An 18,874-nucleotide genomic window follows, 5' to 3' on the forward strand; every position below is an offset into this window, starting at 1 on the left:
TAGGTAACCGTGTAATCAACGAGGAAAAGTCGTTAAAAGAATCCAAAAATAACAATGTGATAATCCTTAAATAGCACCATGTGTATAAACATCGAAAAATAACTTAGGCTTTACTATTGAATATTAATCATCAACTTAGCGTTTAACAACCTCATTACCTCCGCTACTATGGCGACAACAATAAAACAAAAAAACAACCATACCCTTACAATTTGAATAATTAATTACAATTTATGCAAACTCTTAATTAATTATTTAAATTGCCGACGTTTATTATTTTTATATTCACTGAATGTAAAAATACAATCTTATATCGTCATAATTATACATAATAAACATAACACCAAGCACTTCGGTATAGACTTGATTAAGCTGAATAAAATTATGCATTACAGATTAAAAAAACGATTACCTATCTGTGTAATCTCATTATTATGCGGCACTGTTTTATGACGTGATTAATCATTTAATCACTTCGTTAGGAGATTAAATCATCAATAAGTTGCATTTTTATACTTAATTATTAGCGACAATAAAACACCAACAACAATCAAGAATATGCATTGTTATATCGATATGTTACCGTTTTAGATTGCTAATTTAGATTCAACGCAATCTACATAATACAATCTATCAATAAGCCAAAATCGGACGGCGACTAACATAATGACGTCTGATTTTTTATTATGAAAAACAGAGGTGAGATATGGATATACCTAATGCGTCGCGCCGGAGCTTTATAAAACAATGTGTCATTGGTGGGGTCGCTGTATATTCAGCGCCTTTATTGTGGGAAATGAGTCGCGCTAATGCGTCGATCATTTCGCCTGAACTGGCAGCACAATGGCAAACACAGGCTAAAGGCCAATCTAAACCTAAATTTCGCAACGACGGTATCGCTAAAGTCACTGGTCAAAAAGTCTATGGCCGAGATTACCGTGCAATGGACATGGCTGGCTGGCCAAAACAACAAGGCTATGCCTTTATTTTACGCGCTGCCGATGCATCGCATATTTATCAAGGATTTTCCCTTGAACACCTTCCAGCTTCAGCTAAACCATATAAAGTCATTACCGCGGCAGATCTTGCCCGCGATAAGGTAAAACTACCTGAATTTTACGGCGACAACATGTTGTTGCCTGAAGGGCAAACTGCCGCTTATCTGGGCCACGCCGTAGCCATATTATTATTCGATAACTTCCATGCGTTTAAACAAGCAAAGTCATTATTGCAATTTGATAATGCGCTACTACGTTATGGTGAGAAAACCCCTTTTGTATCTGACACTAAAGACCCTTATGCCAGCTGGCGTCTTATTCGGGTTGAAGGTGAGAATGGTGATCGCGAAGATGTTTATAGCCCGCTGCACGATGGATTGTTTTTCCCTAACATTAAGAACCATCAACCAGAATGGTCTGGCGATCCGAGTGCCAAAGGTACTGTGTCTGAACGCGGTCTTTTTTATGCAGGCGAAATAGAAAAACAAATTGAAAGTGCAAAAGAAAGCCAACAATGGCAAGTATTAGAGCGCGAGTATCGCACTCAAATTATCGACCCGATGATGATGGAACCTGAAGCCTTTAATGGCTGGTTTGATGCCAGTAGCCAAACGTTCCATACGGTTATTACCTCGCAATCTCCACAAGATTTTCAAGAGATGGCCGTGCACATGCTGTCGTCTGGTCCATTAGCAGAAAAAGTTAAAAACCTCGTGGTGCATTCGCCTTATATCGGCGGCGGTTTTGGCGCTAAAGATCATTCAATATTCCCGTATTATGGCGTGCTAGCCACTATTTATGCTAACGGTCCCGTACGTTTAGCTAACGACCGCTTTGAGCAATTTCAATCAGGTCTTAAGCGTCATCCTTTCATCATGAAGAGTCGTTTAGCGGTAGATAAAGCCACCTTAAAAATTCAAGCGTTAACCTCACAGATGACTGTTGATGGTGGTGGCCGCGTTAACTTCAGTCCGTCAGTCACCTCCGTTGGCGCAACGGCAATGCAAAGTATTTACTACACGCCGCGCAACGATATTATTGCCACCTCTTACGCGTCGCGTAATCCAGATGCTGGCTCGATGCGCGGTTACGGTACATTGCAGTCGATGACCGCAATGGAAGGCATGATCCACGAGATAGCCGCTGAGTTAAATGTTGATCCTTTTAAGTTACGCGCGGCTAACGTGATGGAGTCAGGACAGCGTAATACTCAAGGTGCTATCCCAAATGGCACCTTACGTTATCGTGAAATGCTCGACATGGCTGAACAAGCCCCTGTATGGCAAAACCGAGCTGCTACAAAGGCTAATTATGAAGCTAAAAATCCAGGCATGCGTTACGGCGTAGGCTTTGGTATTGCGACCAAAGATTATGGAACTGGTGCCGCTGCACCAAGTGCGGCAATTAGATTAGCCAAAGACGGTAAAATAACCTTAGAAATTGGCTTTATCGAAATGGGGACTGGCACGCAAACGTCTCAAGCGGTTGTGGTTAGTGAGTCATTAGGTAATTTTGCCCACGAAGTAAAACTGGCTGAAATTGATATTTGGGATGCAATGCAATTGGTGCAAACCGATAATCCATACATTATTTCCCAGCAACGCCAAGATGAAATGGCCGCCAACCCACGCTGGACACCGGTGAAAGCAATGGCATCATCAGCATCTATGTCGGCGTATTATCAAAGCCATGTCACTCGTATTGCCGCCGATATTATTTATCGTCACGGACTTTGGCCTGCTGCAGTGTCGATTTGGAACGAGTTGTATTTCAACACACCAATGGGCGCAACCAATCTCAATGATTCTCGTGATGGTCGTTGGACTGATGGCAAGCTAACTGCCATGGGCTTCCCACCGCTTTCAATCGATATTCTCGCCAAGCGTGCTCACGATTTAGGTTTAGTGGTTGGCGTAATGGGCCATGCCTTTAACCGTTGGGCTTGGGCTGAAGCTGATTTTGAAATTTTCGGCACCAAAGAGCGCATTGCTCTAGATGCATTAGCGCTGCAATACGGCGAAGGTGACAAATATCATGGTAGCGCAGATCGTAAAGCCCGCATGAGCTCAAACGGCTATCACTTAATTGATCGTCAAGCCATGAGCTATCCAAAGGCTGAGCTTAATAATGCCATGGTGACTTACTATGCTCCATGCGCAACCTTAGTTGAAATTGCCGTGAATGAAGGTAATGGCGAAGTCAGCTTGCTCAGTTCTCACACGTGGTTAGAAGCCGGTAAAGTGATTGTGAATGAGTTAGTTGAAGGCCAAATACAAGGCGGTCTTGCGATGGGGATTGGCCATGCTTTGCATGAAGAGTTACCCCCATTTGAAGCTGGTGCCGGTAATGGCACTTGGAATATCAACCGCTATAAGGTGCCGCTAGCACGACACGTTGGCGTTTGGAGCCAGCAACATACTATTTTACCGCAGTTGTCTGAAACGGATCCGAGCCGCGGCATTGCCGAGGTGGTCATGATACCTGTGGTTTCTGCGCTAGTTGAAGCTGTTTATCAAGCTACCGCAGTGCGTTTTTACGAATTACCTATGACAGCGAAAAAAATCAAGGAGGCCATGGCATGAGCCAGTCAATTAAGTTAACCATCAACAACCAAGCTATTGGCCCGATTGACGTCGGCGATGGCACCATGATGATTGAATTTTTGCATGAGTATTTAAACCTCACTGGCACTAAGTTTGGTTGCGGTGCTGGGGTGTGTCATGCCTGTACTGTTATCGTAGATGACGAACAAGGCATGAGCGAAGTCGTTCGTACTTGCATCAACGGTGTTGAGCGTTTCAACGGTAAACGTATCCGTACGGTAGAAGGCCATGCTAAGCAAAACGCTCAAGGCGAAATCACTGCACTAAGCCCTGTACAGCAAACCTTTTTGGAACATTTCTCGTTTCAATGTGGTTGGTGTACCTCGGGTTTTGTCAATGAATCGACCGCATTAATTGAGCGACTACAACGTAAACCTATTGCCAAAGATCAAGTAGAACGCGTGATTGAAGAAGCCTTAGGCGAACATGTTTGCCGCTGTACTGGTTATGTAAAATATTATGCTGGGATGAAAGATTTGATCCTCAAGACAAAGGGGTTAACCCTGTCATGAAGCCATTATACCGAAACTATTTAGCCCGCCAGATAATGGTACGTAAGCTAAGCCTGAATGTATTGCTCAGCTTAAGCCTTGGGTTGTTTGCCAGTGCTTGTAGCGCGGCGGATGACAGTGGCAACCAGCGTGACGATATCGAACGTGGTGCTTATCTGATGAAGATTGGCGACTGTGTAGCCTGCCATACTGCCGTAGGCGGGCGAGAGTTAACCGGTGGACTACCATTTGAAACCCCGTTTGGGGCGGTATATTCAACCAATATCACCTCAGATAAAGACACCGGAATTGGCAAATACAGTTATGACGAGTTTTTTGATGCTATGCATCATGGCGTCGGCGTTAACGGTAATTTGTATCCTGCTATGCCCTACACCTCTTACAGTCTGCTAACGGATGAAGATACCAAAGCGATATATGCTTATTTGATGAGTACTAAACCCATTAAGCAAGCCAATCTCGATAATGATGTCTCTTTTCCTTTTAACGTGCGTTTTGGCCTGAAGGCGTGGAACTTAATTGCCCATGATGCTGAAGAGTTTACGCCGAAAGAAGACAAAAGTGAGCCGTGGAACCGAGGTAATTACTTAGTCAATGCGCTAGGCCATTGTGGTGAATGCCATACTCCTCGAGATAGCTTATTTGCCATGGAACAAGACAAACACTTCCAAGGCGCTGTTATCGAAGGTTTAGAGGCATCAGATATTACTCCCGCTGAGCTTAACCGACAAAACTGGACTCATGATGATTTAAAGTCTTTGTTTACTGAAGGTTATTCTCGCAAAGGTACAGTCTTCGGTGGCATGTATCCTGTGGTATACCACAGCTTTAGCCACTTAACCGATGCTGACATGCACGCGGTAAGCAGTTATCTGCTTGATACTGATGAAACCGTTGCAGCTAAAGCGCTGACCTTTAATGGCCACCAGCGTGAATTACCAGGATACAACCTATACATGGGTTATTGCGCTGGTTGTCATAGTCAAAATGGTGAAGGTCGACCTAATGTTGCTCCAGCAATGGCGGGAAACGCCACATTAGATAAGGCTAGCCCACACAATGTTGTCGCGGTCATGCTTAAAGGCATAAAAAGCCAACACTACAACACCACCACCAGCTTTTATGCCATGCCAGGTTATGCCGAGAAGTTGTCTGATGAACAACTTAAAGACTTAACCAATTATCTGCGCGTCACCTGGAGTAATCAGCCAGGCGATGTAGATGTGGATACAATTCATGATTTAAAAGAAGTGATATTCGAACATGATTAAGCGTTTAAATCATATGTTTTGAATGATGTGTAAAATCTGTGATTAAGCAAAAGCCGACCCTTGGTCGGCTTTTTCGTTTCACTAACGATTAATGGCAAAACCAACACCATAACAAGGTTTACCCAACGACGTTACAACACATCGTTAAGGTCTTGTATTGCATCAATCACCATGCCTGTACCAATGCTAATCAACAACAAATCAGTACCCACACGGACAATCTTTTGTCCTTCTGGCGTACGACCTAGCTGAACAGTAAGCGCTGATGGTACATCGTAGTAAACAACATCAGCAGGCAATGAGTAACCTTTTCGCCATTGTTTAGCACTGCCCGGTGGTTGACAGCCATTATTCTTTTTGGCTAATCCTGGTGGGCAATGCTTAGCATCACGGGTGGTATTATAGTAATTAATAATAATCACCTGGCGATCATTACTAAAATAAGTCTGATAAGTTTCTTCATGCTTTTTTTCATGTTTATCAGATTTATGTTTACCGCTATTACCCTGCGAGTCGTTGTCTTTAGCGAAGCTGTAACCTGAAGAGCACATCAATAAGGTGCTGATAATGATCAATGGGATGATGTGACGATTCATAAAATGGATTCCTTTGCGATTCAATAGGCGTTGGCTACAATAATTAACCAGCAATAAGCCTTACCGTTAAAAAAACCAAATACTATTAATGATACGGTTGATATGGGTGCAAAGGTAGTCTTATACCTCGCGATTGTCGACTCTAGGTTACATTATTGATTATTAATGTTCGCGTATAATGGTTACTTTTGTTTCAATGCCAATTGTGAAAACAAAATCCCATCCCAACCATGCTGCATAAATTGGCGAATATTTTGATGATCATCCCCCTGTGGTGTAGCAACCACATCACGATAGTGTTGACCAAATAATGTTAATGTTTGCTGCGGGGTTAATTGCTGGATTTGCCCGAAAGTAAACACCTTACAAGAACCAGAATTCTGCCCAGCATCATTTAATTGGTCGCCATTTTTAAACGCGCTTGGGGTAAAATCGAAATGCGCATCAATCAATGCCATAGTCTCTTCAAAACGCAGAACATCTGCTTGCTCATCTAACGATGTTATAAATTCATTCACTGGTTGTACAGACATAAACGTTACCCTACTTCATCAACATAATGGGCAAAACAATAACAAAATAGCGGCCGTTTCTATAGTGAAAAAACTGAATATATAAACCGACATTATTAAATTCGCAAAAGCTTATGTAGCGAACGTTGAGATCACTTGATTCGCAATACTGTTAATGGGAAATTAACTGACGAATTAAACATCACGGCCTTAAACACAACATATTATTCCCGTTTCATTACGGCAAAATCTGGCCGTGGTAACGTTTCCAACATGCTGTATAAATAAATCACCACCAACGACAATATGGCGCCAATGATAAACAACCAATACCCACCAAGATGATCCAGTATGATCCCACCGCCCAATGGTGCAATCGCAAAGCCCACTTCATAAAATGACGACGCCCCAAAATAAGCCCCGCGTAAATGTTTAGGAGCAAGGCGATCGATATGTACATTCATGGTGGGGAATAAAATGGTTTCCGCTAGGCTCATAACCACAATGGCACCAATCCAACCCCAAAATAAATCTATCGGGTTATAAGCGAGCCAAACTTGTGAAGCCATCAGCAACACTAACCCAAACTGAATACGATGAATTAAACTGTAACTCGCCATTAAACGCAGTAATAAAAATTGGGTCGACACAATCACTAACGCATTGGTAAAAATCATCGCTGAGATGAGCTGCAATAAGTCTGGAGCGTTAGCACGGGTAAGATATTGGATAAGCGAACTGTCCATTTGAGCATAAATGAACATGCATAAAATATTGGCAAAAATAAGGCATTGCAAAAGCTTATCTTGCAATAAAATCGCGACGACTTGTTGGCGACTAACATGTGCAGGTTTACGTTTAACGGCTGCGACAGGGTCGCCCATGGCAGGAATAAGTTCATCTGGCACTTGCTCAATAGTGCCATTAACACCTTGTGTAGCCTGGTGTGCAAACCCCCAATATAACAACAATATCAATACCGCAAATGCTGCGGCTGTAATGTAAAAACTCGATTGTTGTCCCGTTAAACCTAACCATACACCTAACATAGGGCCGACTGCGCAGCCAACATTAACAATAAAGTACAATGACTGCATTGCTAACTCACGAGTCTGTGGGTCGTCAATAATATCGCCGATGGTGGCAGAGGTAAGCGGTCGCCATAATGAGGTGGCAATAGAACACAGCGTCATCACAATGGCATAGCCGGAAACAGAGTCAACTTCGGCCAAGAGTGAAAATGAAATAATGTACAAAATGCCGGTAAGGTACATGAGTTTTTGACGACCAATTCGGTCTGATAATGCACTACCAATAAAGCTAGTGAACACTGCAATAAATGCAGCACAAGACAAAACCAGGCCAACTTCGGTTGCGCTTAAGGCAAATTTTTCATACAAAATGACCGCCAAAAATGGCCACACCATGAAATAACTGCCTCGGGTAATAAACGAACCAAACAACAAAATCCACATCAACCTTGGAAATTGCTTAAACCGCGCTATAGAGATATCGCTGTGCACTTTTTATCCTTAAAGAGTGACGCTGAAATAAATGATGACAGGCAAAATTGATTGGGTTTTGTAAAACCGTTTAATACTTTAATCGTATCGAAGTTAATGACATTGAGCCACCATTAAAATGCGCCAGACTAGGCGCATTGACTCTGCACATTAACTCGGCACATGGGCAACGACACTAAATAACCTGATGTCAGGATAATAGAGAGTGAACTTACAGATGCCCTACTTTGACCAAAATCACCGTTTCTTGCTCCACATACGGATTATGCTGACTTAAATGCGGGCTGCGGATCCAGGTACCGGCAGGATAATGACCCAGCTCATCGATAAACTCTCCGCTAATGACATAGATTTCTTCGCCGCCAAAATGACGATGCGGTTGAAAATGTGCGCCAGCGGGCCACTTCACTAATGCAGTCGATTCTGTACCATGTTGGTGTAACGGCATAACTTGCAACTGACCCTGTCCCTGCAACCACGGAGTTTCATTGGTATTAATAGCCACTTTTTGTGAATCTGTAGGTTGAAACTGATGCAGCTTAACCAACAACGTACAACCTTCAACACTAAACGGCGCATGGACAAAGCCTTCAGGATTGCGTAAATAGGTGCCAGCCGGATAATCGCCGGTTTCGTCAGAAAACACTCCATCAAGCACTAAAATCTCTTCACCTAAGGGATGCGGGTGTGAGTTAAATTTAGCGCCTGCTTCATATTGAACAATGCTGGTTGCATGGCCACGCTCAGCCTCTTCGCGTTCAAGGCGCTTACGCACAACACCCACTGCAGGGCTATTTTGCCATTCAAGATCAGCAGTATTAATCACCACTCGCTGGCTAAAATCCATGTTCAACATATTGATACCTCACAACCTATTAATGACATTAGTGTAAGGCTTTCGCTATCGATAAAAAAGTAGGTACTTTTTGGTACCTACTGCTCGTTTACAAACCCACATCGAAAGCGTATCAATAAAAAAGCCCATTCATTGTCAATAAATGGGCTTTAATGATGAGTCAATGTTAACAATTAAATACTGTTATGTTGAATCGCTTGGCGTTGTTTTTTATAGGCTTTAGCCGACGCTGGGATGGGTGTTGTCCGCCCCGTTTCTAGCCAGTTCTTTAATCGGTTAGCATCTGCCATATGGGTATATTTACCAAATGAGTCCAGTACCACAAATGCGACTTTGCGCTTATTCATTTCGGTTAACATCACTAAGCAGTGCCCTGCCTTATTGGTAAAACCGGTTTTGGTTAAGGCAATATTCCAGTTATTTTTAAACACCAGTTTATTGGTATTTTGAAAATCTAACGCGTAGCGCGGCGATTCAAAGTTAACGTGCTTTTTAGTGGTCGAACTTAGTTTGCCTAACAGCGGGTATGTTTGACTTTCTTTAAGTAATAAAATCAAATCGTTCGCACTTGATACGTTATCTGGCGACAAACCTGTAGGTTCTACATAATGGGTTTGGCTCATGCCTAACGCGGTTGCTTTATCATTCATGGCACGCACAAACGCCTTAAATCCGCCAGGATAGTGGTGCGCAAGTGATGTCGCCGCACGGTTTTCAGACGACATCAACGTTAATAGCAGCATTGTTTCACGAGTCACCACACTGCCTAAACGTACCCGCGAATAAATATTGCGCATGACTGGCGAGTCGGTAATGTTCACTGATATTTTTTCATCTAGTGGGAGTTTGGCATCCAATGTCACCATTGCGGCCATTAATTTCGTTACCGAGGCGATTGGAACAGGTTGATGAGGGTTGCTGGCATACAGCACTTCATTGGTGGCTAAATCGACCAGCATCGCACTACCCGATGCTAATTCTTGTTGAGGTTTGTTTTGCACAGCCTGAGCTGCAAAAGATACCGCGCTATTTAGCGAAGTAGCACATAATAAGGTGCAGGCAAAAAGGAAACGAAGCTTCATCACTCTCACTTGAAAAATTAGACTCTCTATTTTTCTGAGTATACGATAAAGGTTTAGTCCGACAATAGATAAATACTACTTTCGAGTAGGTTTTTAGCCATTAATTAACGTAGATCAAGTGTTCAAATTTAGTCTCGGCTAATATTCGCACAATTTAGACGGTGTGCGTGGTGAAGTTAAGACTCTTTCGCAAACAGGTTTATAAGAGTCGTGAGTCAAATACCGCTTTTGTTAGCTTCATGTTAAGATAAAATAAATCGTTAAAAACAAAGTAAAAAAGAGAGTGTAAATGGACATTAACTTGCGTTTTTTGAGCCGCTGGACTCAATGGGTCAATACCTTTTTTGCACCTAAAGCTACCCTTAAAACTGAGTCTGATGATGCACAAAAAGGACTTATCTCACTCAAAACCATCGCAAACCAATATCAACCGCGAACAGGTGAAGAACCCGTTAATGAAAATATGTCTTCACCGTTCATCTGCACTGCAGAAGATTTTATTGCTCGCGAATCGCAAATAAAACAAATCACCGACGTGATTAATTTATGGCGTAACCATCATGGTGAAATAAGCGCTATTGTGGCCCCCGCTGGCGCGGGGCTGTCAGCCTTTTTAGGCCAAATTCCCTCGTTATTAACAAACATCAATACACAACAGCAAGACGCCTCTACTTCTACAGTCAAACCGTTACCCGAAAAAGGGGTAATAATGAGCTTTTACACTGCCCCGCTTAGTGCCCGCGACGCGATTGCAAATGTATGCTACTGCTTTGACATGCAACCACCCGCTGCAATGACGGATACCAGTATTACGGACATCATCATTGCGATAAACAAACTACCAGCACAATTAATTGTTATCGACGATTTGCACAAGTTAATGTTAAGAATGATGGGCAATGCGCAAGCGCTAGTGACCTTTGCCACGATAGTAATGGAAACCCGCAAGCACCATTGCTGGATATTGGGCTGTGAAAAGTTCGCTTGGCAACGATTAAGTGCTCAATATGAAATTACTCACTTTATTAAGCATGTCATTACATTCGACTATTTCAATGCAAAAGAACTTGCCAGAATACAGACCAAACAGCTGGTCGATTTAGGCCTAATGAGCGACGACTATTTAAGCCAAGAAACCGGCAACACAGAAAGTCATCGCGGCCAAAAATCATCTGAAGCAACGCACAACAAAAATGACAATGATGATGCCGTCAATCCATACGAAGACCAATTAAAGCAATTGCATATTATCAGTCAAGGTCACCCGAAACTCGCCATATTATTGTTACAGTATTCGTTGACTCATCAAGCCGATATCGCTCAAAGCAGCGGCAGTGAAAAATCTGACAATAGCACCAAGCATAACAGCAGTACAGGCAGTGATAACAACTCAAAACAATGTACTGATATCTGTAAAATTAACGCATCCGCTTTGCCGTCATGCCAAGACAGTGACTTATTTTCATTAGCTGAAATTTATGTCCATGGTGGATTGCGAGTCGCACAACATGCACACATTTTTGCTCAAACAATTGAACAAAGTAGCTTACAGTTGGCTTATTTAGCACGCCAAGGACTGATCATTGCACAATATTCGCAGCGAGATTTTGCTCAACACTTTTATTTTATCACTCCGGCATTATCAAAAATTATCGCCAGCCACTTGGTCAATAACAATAAGCTGTTTCATTAAACGAGGCGAACATGGACGATTCACGCAAAGCATTACAAGCATTTTTAGAGATCATTTCATTTGATCGCATAGTCAGTATTTTACTGCTGTGTTTGATCGCGTGGTTATTGTTAATCTCTATCGAGTTTTTATTAAAGCAGTTAAATAAAGCGCTGCCTAAATACCGCTTAATTTGGAATAGGTCATACCCATTTGTGCGTTTATTCGTGTGGCTGTCTGTCATTATTTACTCGATTGTTGGCATTATTGACCCGCACGAAAACCTCATTCTTGCCGTCGTTGGTTCTATCAGTATTGTGATCGGTTTAGCGACACAAGAGCCGGCAAAAAATATGATTGCAGGGTTTATTATTATGATAAACCCGCCCTATCGTGTTGGCGATATGGTCACATTGTCAGGCCATTATGGTGAAGTGATAAAGCTTGAATGGAGTGTGACCTGGCTGCGCACATTTGACGACAATACCGTCATGATACCTAATGCAGAAGCCTTAAAAACAGCAGTGTCTAATGCCAACAGTGGTGCATTAGATGAAATGGTCGTGGTTAAGTTTACCTTGCCTATGCATGTCGACCATAAAAAAGCCATTGCCCTCGCCCGCGAAGCCACACAATGCTCACCTTATACGTTTTTAAATAAGCCTATTATTGTCAATTTAGGTAACGAATATGACTTAGGCGATTTTTTACAAACCATTACAGTAAAAGCTTACGTGATGGACGTACGCCTAGAGAAAAAGTTTATGAGCGACATTAATATCAGGGTATTAAGTGCATTTAAAAATGCCCATTTTTATGATGAACAGCAAACGCCGACACCTTAATTTGCGCTATAATCGCGCCAATTAGCACAGTAACGACAGATTATTTAGCATTGGGAATACCATAATGACACAAGATGAAATGAAAAAAGCCGCTGGCTGGGCTGCACTACAATATGTCAAAAAAGACACCATAGTCGGTGTTGGCACAGGCTCTACAGTCAATCACTTTATTGATGCACTTGCGACAATGAAAGATGACATCGAAGGCGCGGTATCAAGTTCAGAAGCCTCAACTAAAAAGTTGATTGAATTGGGCATTGAAGTATTCGATTTAAACAGTGTTGACATGATAGATGTCTACGTTGACGGCGCAGATGAAATCAACGACCGCATGGACATGATTAAAGGCGGCGGCGCGGCATTAACTCGCGAAAAAATTGTCGCAGCAGTCGCGAAAAAGTTTATTTGTATTGTTGATAATACTAAGCAAGTATCCATTTTAGGTGAGTTCCCGTTGCCTGTTGAAGTCATTCCAATGGCGCGCTCTTATGTGGCACGTGAATTAGTCAAACTTGGCGGTGACCCAGTGTATCGCCAAGGGGTTGTGACCGACAACGGTAACGTGATTTTAGACGTCTACAACATGCAAATTTTAGATCCTAAAGTGATGGAAACTAAGATTAATGCCATTGTAGGTGTCGTCACTAACGGCTTATTTGCCAACCGCGGTGCAGACGTATTACTAGTGGGGACGCCAGATGGCGTCAATACCGTCACCTTGTAATCATCCCTAATGGCTTTTAAATAGCCTCAGCAATTACTGAAAAATGGCCTCGCAAATTTGCTAGGCCATTTTTTTAACGGCTTTAAGGATTAACTATACGCTGAACTAAATCACCATTTCCTCAAGATTAGTTCTCGGTGCCAAAGGATTTCTTAAATTCGGCATCAGCTTTTACATCCACATTGAATAAATAATTGACCTCGATATAAACCTTTTACCGACTTGCACCTGTCAAATAACTACACAATCATAATGGACAGTTTGGAATATTAAGGATGCCGGTATCAATCAGCCTAATTCACAGCCAATAAACCACCTCGCGCAGCTAGACGACAATCAACTTGTTGCCATTGCCACAACTGGGTGTCAGCAGGCATTTGAACAACTGTATCGCCGGCACCACCAGCGGGTATACGCGATTTGTTTTCGACTCAGCGGCCAAAAGGCACTTGCCGATGACATCACTCAAGCGTGTTTTATTCGCTTATGGCACAAGCTGGGGCAATTTAAAGGCGATAGCCAGTTCACTACCTGGCTGCATCGGTTATGTGTTCGCCAGGCCATTAACGATTTAAAGGCGCAACAATCGTTGTGGCGACGATTTTTACCTGCAGAAGATATTGCACATCAAGACATGCCAAGCGTTGAATTAACCGATTACCATTTACTCGACAAATGTATCGCTAAGTTACCGCAACGAACTCGCATTGTGTTTGTACTGTGCGCGATTGAAGGTTATCAACACAACGAAATAGCAGCGCTGCTGAACATTGCAGTGGGCACCAGCAAAGCGCAGTACCACAATGCAAAACACTTATTACAGGAGATGCTGGCATGAGCGCTAAAAAGCATGACCTAGACCATTTAATCGGCACTTTGCCGCCTGAGATTGCGCCAACGACAGACTTATGGGATGGCATTAAGCCGCGCTTAACGTCGAAATTAACGCCGCAAAAAGCGCTTCATAAACATGTCGTTCGCCCGTTATGGGCAATAGCCGCTACATTCCTAGTGTGTTCATTATTATGGTTAACACAATGGCGCGACGAACCTGTACTACCTCAAGAACAAACATTAATACAGGTGCAAACAGCAAACATCACGACTGCAACAGTAGACACATCGGCATCAATTAATGTGGATAATCACTTAATCGAATTGATAAACCAAGTTGCCCAAACTCATCAAAACCAATTAAATGGATTTATCCGCAATCAATATACAGTGAGCTGGCAGTTATCCGCAGACAACAATGAGCATATTCAAGCAGACATTGCCAAGGCGCTCGCAGAGCTAGAAAGCGCGTCAAGTCAAGTGCAAGCAGCATTGGCACAACAGCCGACTAATCAACAACTTTGGCAACTATGGCGCTGGATAATGCAGCGTCAAATCACCCTATTACAGCAAGGGCAAAAATTGCCTTTTACCCACACACGTACAGCACAAGGAAATACCCTATGAGCAGCATAAAATACGCACTATTAGCGCCATTAATGGCCATAAGCGCCTTATCTATTGCAGCAGAGTCGGTCGACCAGCAACACGATGTCGTTGCTAACCCCAACGTGAGTATCAAAGTACAACGTGGCAATGTGGAATTTATTAGCTGGGACAACAACAGCATCCAAGTTAAAGGCGAACTAGACGAGCTAAGCAAAGGGTTTATATTCGATGTAAAAGGCAATATGGTGGTGATTGAGGACAAACTTCCGCGTAGCTATCAAGGCAGTAATAAACAAGGCTCGCAACTGACCATTTATCTACCCAAACAACTTAACCTTAACGCCGAAGGCGTATCAGCCGATTTTAGCGTTGCCAAGTTAAGCGGGCAAGTTGCAATGGCATTAGTCAGTGGCAACATTCTGGCGGGACAATTAAACGGTGATACCAAGTTAACAACGGTGTCAGGTAACATCACCAGTGACCAATTAAACGGCAAAATTAATCTTGAAACCGTATCAGGGGACATCAAGGATAATGGCAGCCAGGGTCAAGCTGAGCTGAGGTTAGTCAGTGGCGAACTCAATACCGACAGCGACTTTACCCAGGTTACGATTGACCAAGTTTCTGGTGATATCAGTGCGACCTTAAAGGCAATATCAGTATTAAATATGGTCACGATTAGTGGCGATGCCCAATTAATACTGGGTGCTGAACTGGCAAACGCTAGACTAGAAACCATAAGCGGTGACATGAATTTACGCTTTACTGAGCAGCCTAATGTAAGCTTTACGATTGATGGCGGCCCAGGTGGCAAAATTGATAATCAATTGACCGACGATACTCCCTTAAAGCAGAAATACTCGCCAAGTAAAACCCTGCAATTTAACACGTTGTCAGGTGATGGCCAGGTGAATATCAACACCATTAGCGGCCGAATCATCCTACATAAATAGCTCTCACATAATAAATAGTTCTCACATAATAATGCCCGACTAAGCAAGACAAACGCATAAAACAAAATGCCCAACGACAATAATATCGTTGGGCATTTTATTACCACACCTACATTTGGGCTAATTATGCTTAAGCAACTTCACTCACAAACTAGGTTAAGCTGAGGTTTTATTTAACTGATTTGACTTCGTCATCAGTCAAAAAACGCCATTCGCCAGGCGCTAAATTGGCATCTAACTCTATGCTGCCCACGGCTTCTCGGTGAAGGTTTACCACTTTATTGCCTACCGCAGCAAACATACGTTTTACTTGGTGATATTTACCTTCGCTAATGGTTAAACGCACTTGAGTTGGCTCTATAATCTCCAGTACCGCAGGTTTTGTTAATCCATCTTCATTACGCAATTCAATACCATCAACAAAGGTTTGCACTAGGCTCTCGTCTATCGGGTCTACTAATTCAACAAAATAACGTTTACCGCAATCTTTCTTTGGTGAAGTGATTTTGTGCGACCATTTACCATCACTGGTGATCAGCACTAAGCCTGTCGTGTCAGCGTCTAAACGTCCAGCAATGTGTAAAGTGTCGGCTTTTTCAATTTCAATCAAACTTAATACCGACGGATATTGCTCATCAATCGTAGAACAAATGGTATCAACCGGTTTATTCATCATGATGTAACGATCGCCTACAATGCTGATAGACAGGCCTTCTAGGCACACATCCATTTGCGGCAACACCTTAAAACCAGAATTCTTAACCACCTCGCCATCACAGGTCACATCACCACGATGCAGGGCTCTTTTGGCCAACGAACGGGTCAATTCGGTACTTTCACAGATAAATTTGTCTAAACGCACAATACACACTCACTCTAAATACAATGGCGCTATTATGCGGCTTACACGGTTAAATAGAAATCAATCAGTGAATTTTTTACGGTATACGTAATTTTTGGTTACATATCCTCAGTCCATCTGAGGCAAAAAGGACTAAATGCGCCTTGTTTTCTAGCCTAGTAAGGCCTTAACATAGTATTCACAACAATGTTGGGGTTTTCCTTTAGTTAAGGACCAACAATAATAATAAAAATACAAAATGCTCGTACGCCAATATTTGGCGCCTAAAACACAGCAAAGGAAATACAATGAAAAAGTTGGTTATTGGAGGTCTTTGTGCCTCACTTATCGCAGGCCTAAGCGCTTGTAGTGATGACAAGGCTGTCGTTGCACCCGTTGCAGACGTTGCTAAAACAGCCACCGCTGTTGCCGTTGAAAAAGCATTAACGTCTGGTATCACATTCGACAACATCGATAAAACGGTTCGTCCACAAGACGATTTCTACATGTACGTAAACGGTGCATGGATGAAGAATGCTGAAATTCCTGGCGACCGTACCAACATTGGTGCGTTTTACGACTTACGTGAAAATGCCCGTGATGACGTTAAAGTCATTATCGAAGATTTAAGTGCTACGCCAAATCTAGCTGACGGCAGCGATGAACAAAAAGTAGCTGATTTATATCGCTCATTTATGGACGTTGAAACCTTAAATAAAATCGGTATCGCGCCAATCCAAGCTGACTTAGATAAAATTGCCGCCTTAAAAGACAAAAATGAATTAACCGCATTTTTTGGTGAAAACCAAGCTAACGGCGGCGGAACACCATTAGCGTTTTATGTCGAAATCGATGCAAAGAACTCTAGCCGTTACGCGACCCATATTTGGCAATATGGATTAAGCCTTCCTGAAAAAGATTACTATTTTAATCAAGAAGAGCGCTTCGTTAACATCCGTAAAGCCTATGTTGAACACATTGAAAAAATGTACACGCTAGCTGGATTACCTAATGCGAAAGCCAGTGCAGAAGCGGTACTTGCACTAGAAACGCAAATTGCTGACAAACACTGGGATGTGGTAGAAACGCGCGACAGCACCAAAACATACAACCTATACCAAGTGAAAGATCTTGCGACACTTGCACCAGACATTAACTGGGAAGGTTATTTAGCGGCTGTGGGTGGTGATAAACAAACAGATATCATCATTAACCAACCAAGTTATATCCAGGGATTAAGCCAGGTTATCAAAAGTAACGAGCTTGACGCATGGAAAAACTACCTAACGTGGATGACGTTAACCCACAATGCAAGCAACATGTCTGAAGCATTAGACAACGAAAACTTTGCCTTTTTCTCGAAAACCTTAAACGGTCAAGAAGAGCAAGAACCACGCTGGAAACGCGGTGTGAGCACAGTAAGCGACACCCTAGGTGAAGTAGTGGGTAAAGTGTACGTTAAGCGTCACTTTGCGCCAGAAGCTAAAACCCGTATGGAACACCTTGTTGAAAACCTACGCGGCGCTTATGGTTCAAGCATCGAGTCATTAGATTGGATGAGTGCAGACACTAAAGTGGCTGCAAAAGACAAATTAGCAAAATTCAATCCAAAAATTGGTTACCCAAATAAGTGGGATGATTACACTAAATTAACCATTAAAGCAGATGATTTAGTGGGTAACGCTAAACGCGCTGCTATTTTTGAACACAACAAAAGTTTAGCTAAATTGGGTCAACCAATTGATAAAGACGAGTGGCACATGACGCCACAAACCGTTAATGCTTACTACAACCCAACCATGAATGAAATCGTGTTCCCTGCAGCGATTTTACAACCGCCATTCTTTAACCTAGAAGCTGACGACGCGGTTAACTACGGTGGTATTGGTGCGGTTATCGGCCACGAAATGGGCCACGGTTTTGACGACCAAGGTGCTAAGTTTGATGGCGAAGGCAACATGCGCGACTGGTGGACAGAAGCTGACTTAAAAGCATTTGAAACCAAAGGTAATGCATTAATTACTCAATACGATGGTTATCAAGTATTTGACGATTTACACGTAAACGGCAGCTTAACATTGGGCGAAAACATCGGTGACTTGTCAGGCGTTACTATCGCTTACAAAGCTTACAAAATGTCACTTGATGGCAAAGAAGCGCCGGTCATTGATGGCCTAACCGGCGATCAACGTTTCTTTATGGGCTTTACGCAAATTTGGCGCGTGAAGATGAAAGAAGAAGCAATGCGTAATCGTGTAGCCACTGATCCACATTCACCTGGTCACTTCCGTGCACTAGGCGCACTGTCTAACATGCCTGAGTTCTATACTACTTATGACGTGAAAGAAGGCGACAAGATGTATATCGCACCAGAAAGCCGTGTAAAAATTTGGTAATCACCAAGTGAATAGCTGACCTAGGTCACATTTACACACAAAAAGGG

At 42.7% G+C, this 18,874-nt stretch carries 16 protein-coding genes; 10 read left to right on the top strand and 6 right to left on the bottom strand.

Translation table 11 applies throughout. The annotated features are described in order from the left end of the window. The first annotated feature begins 706 nt into the window (after window positions 1-706). The 3 genes from AC19MX_RS03315 to AC19MX_RS03325 are packed head-to-tail and all read left to right on the top strand — an operon-like array spanning window position 707 to window position 5,384. Window positions 707-3,580 (top strand): xanthine dehydrogenase family protein molybdopterin-binding subunit, encoded by a 2,874-nt coding sequence (locus AC19MX_RS03315; RefSeq protein WP_432399120.1) that lies wholly within the window; start codon window positions 707-709, stop codon window positions 3,578-3,580. Then, a complete protein-coding gene (locus tag AC19MX_RS03320) occupies window positions 3,577-4,113 on the top strand; it encodes a (2Fe-2S)-binding protein (RefSeq protein ID WP_432399122.1) in 537 nt (178 codons plus the stop codon). The genes AC19MX_RS03315 and AC19MX_RS03320 overlap by 4 nt, the downstream gene beginning before the upstream one ends. After that, complete coding sequence (locus AC19MX_RS03325) at window positions 4,110-5,384, top strand: cytochrome c (RefSeq protein ID WP_432399123.1); 1,275 nt, start codon at window positions 4,110-4,112, stop codon at window positions 5,382-5,384. Before AC19MX_RS03320 ends, AC19MX_RS03325 begins: the two co-directional genes overlap by 4 nt. Window positions 5,385-5,515: 131 nt before the next feature. Here AC19MX_RS03325 and AC19MX_RS03330 read toward each other — a convergent pair whose 3' ends face one another. The 5 genes from AC19MX_RS03330 to pbpG form a co-directional block, all read right to left on the bottom strand. Continuing rightward, on the bottom strand, window positions 5,516-5,980 hold the full coding sequence (locus AC19MX_RS03330) for a hypothetical protein (protein ID WP_432399124.1): 465 nt from the start codon (window positions 5,978-5,980) through the stop codon (window positions 5,516-5,518). A 182-nt stretch (window positions 5,981-6,162) separates the two neighbouring features. Further along, window positions 6,163-6,513, bottom strand: a complete 351-nt coding sequence (locus tag AC19MX_RS03335) for a HopJ type III effector protein (protein WP_432399125.1) — start codon at window positions 6,511-6,513, stop codon at window positions 6,163-6,165. Between the two features lie 203 nt (window positions 6,514-6,716). Further along, window positions 6,717-8,015, bottom strand: coding sequence for an MDR family MFS transporter (locus tag AC19MX_RS03340; protein WP_432399126.1), 1,299 nt, complete (start codon window positions 8,013-8,015; stop codon window positions 6,717-6,719). 211 nt (window positions 8,016-8,226) lie between these two features. Then, window positions 8,227-8,871 (bottom strand): cupin domain-containing protein, encoded by a 645-nt coding sequence (locus AC19MX_RS03345; protein WP_432399127.1) that lies wholly within the window; start codon window positions 8,869-8,871, stop codon window positions 8,227-8,229. A 173-nt stretch (window positions 8,872-9,044) separates the two neighbouring features. Next, entirely contained in the window at window positions 9,045-9,953 is a 909-nt protein-coding gene (gene pbpG, locus AC19MX_RS03350; protein ID WP_432399128.1) for a D-alanyl-D-alanine endopeptidase, read from the bottom strand. Window positions 9,954-10,242: 289 nt separating this feature from the next. Here pbpG and AC19MX_RS03355 point away from each other — a divergent pair, with 289 nt between their 5' ends. The 6 genes from AC19MX_RS03355 to AC19MX_RS03380 all read left to right on the top strand — a co-directional run bounded on the left by AC19MX_RS03355 (window position 10,243) and on the right by AC19MX_RS03380 (window position 15,590). Continuing rightward, window positions 10,243-11,646: a hypothetical protein gene (locus tag AC19MX_RS03355; protein ID WP_432399129.1), complete on the top strand. Its 1,404-nt coding sequence runs from the start codon at window positions 10,243-10,245 to the stop codon at window positions 11,644-11,646. Between the two features lie 11 nt (window positions 11,647-11,657). Then, the gene (locus tag AC19MX_RS03360; RefSeq protein ID WP_432399131.1) at window positions 11,658-12,470 is read left to right on the top strand and encodes a mechanosensitive ion channel family protein; all 813 of its coding nucleotides are present in this window, start codon (window positions 11,658-11,660) and stop codon (window positions 12,468-12,470) included. 64 nt (window positions 12,471-12,534) lie between these two features. Continuing rightward, a complete protein-coding gene (rpiA, locus tag AC19MX_RS03365; RefSeq protein WP_432399133.1) occupies window positions 12,535-13,194 on the top strand; it encodes a ribose-5-phosphate isomerase RpiA in 660 nt (219 codons plus the stop codon). Window positions 13,195-13,477: 283 nt separating this feature from the next. Beyond that, on the top strand, window positions 13,478-14,032 hold the full coding sequence (locus AC19MX_RS03370; protein ID WP_432399215.1) for an RNA polymerase sigma factor: 555 nt from the start codon (window positions 13,478-13,480) through the stop codon (window positions 14,030-14,032). Further along, entirely contained in the window at window positions 14,029-14,655 is a 627-nt protein-coding gene (locus tag AC19MX_RS03375) for a hypothetical protein (protein ID WP_432399134.1), read from the top strand. The genes AC19MX_RS03370 and AC19MX_RS03375 overlap by 4 nt, the downstream gene beginning before the upstream one ends. Next, complete coding sequence (locus AC19MX_RS03380; protein WP_432399135.1) at window positions 14,652-15,590, top strand: DUF4097 family beta strand repeat-containing protein; 939 nt, start codon at window positions 14,652-14,654, stop codon at window positions 15,588-15,590. The genes AC19MX_RS03375 and AC19MX_RS03380 overlap by 4 nt, the downstream gene beginning before the upstream one ends. A gap of 169 nt (window positions 15,591-15,759) precedes the next feature. Here the strand turns inward: AC19MX_RS03380 and rsuA are convergent, their stop codons facing one another. Then, complete coding sequence (rsuA, locus tag AC19MX_RS03385) at window positions 15,760-16,452, bottom strand: 16S rRNA pseudouridine(516) synthase RsuA (RefSeq protein ID WP_432399136.1); 693 nt, start codon at window positions 16,450-16,452, stop codon at window positions 15,760-15,762. Between the two features lie 287 nt (window positions 16,453-16,739). On the opposite strand from rsuA, the gene AC19MX_RS03390 reads away from it, so the two are divergent. After that, complete coding sequence (locus AC19MX_RS03390) at window positions 16,740-18,827, top strand: M13 family metallopeptidase (protein WP_432399138.1); 2,088 nt, start codon at window positions 16,740-16,742, stop codon at window positions 18,825-18,827. Window positions 18,828-18,874: the final 47 nt, after the last annotated feature.

It is taken from the genome of Shewanella sp. MF05956 (genome assembly GCF_059758055.1).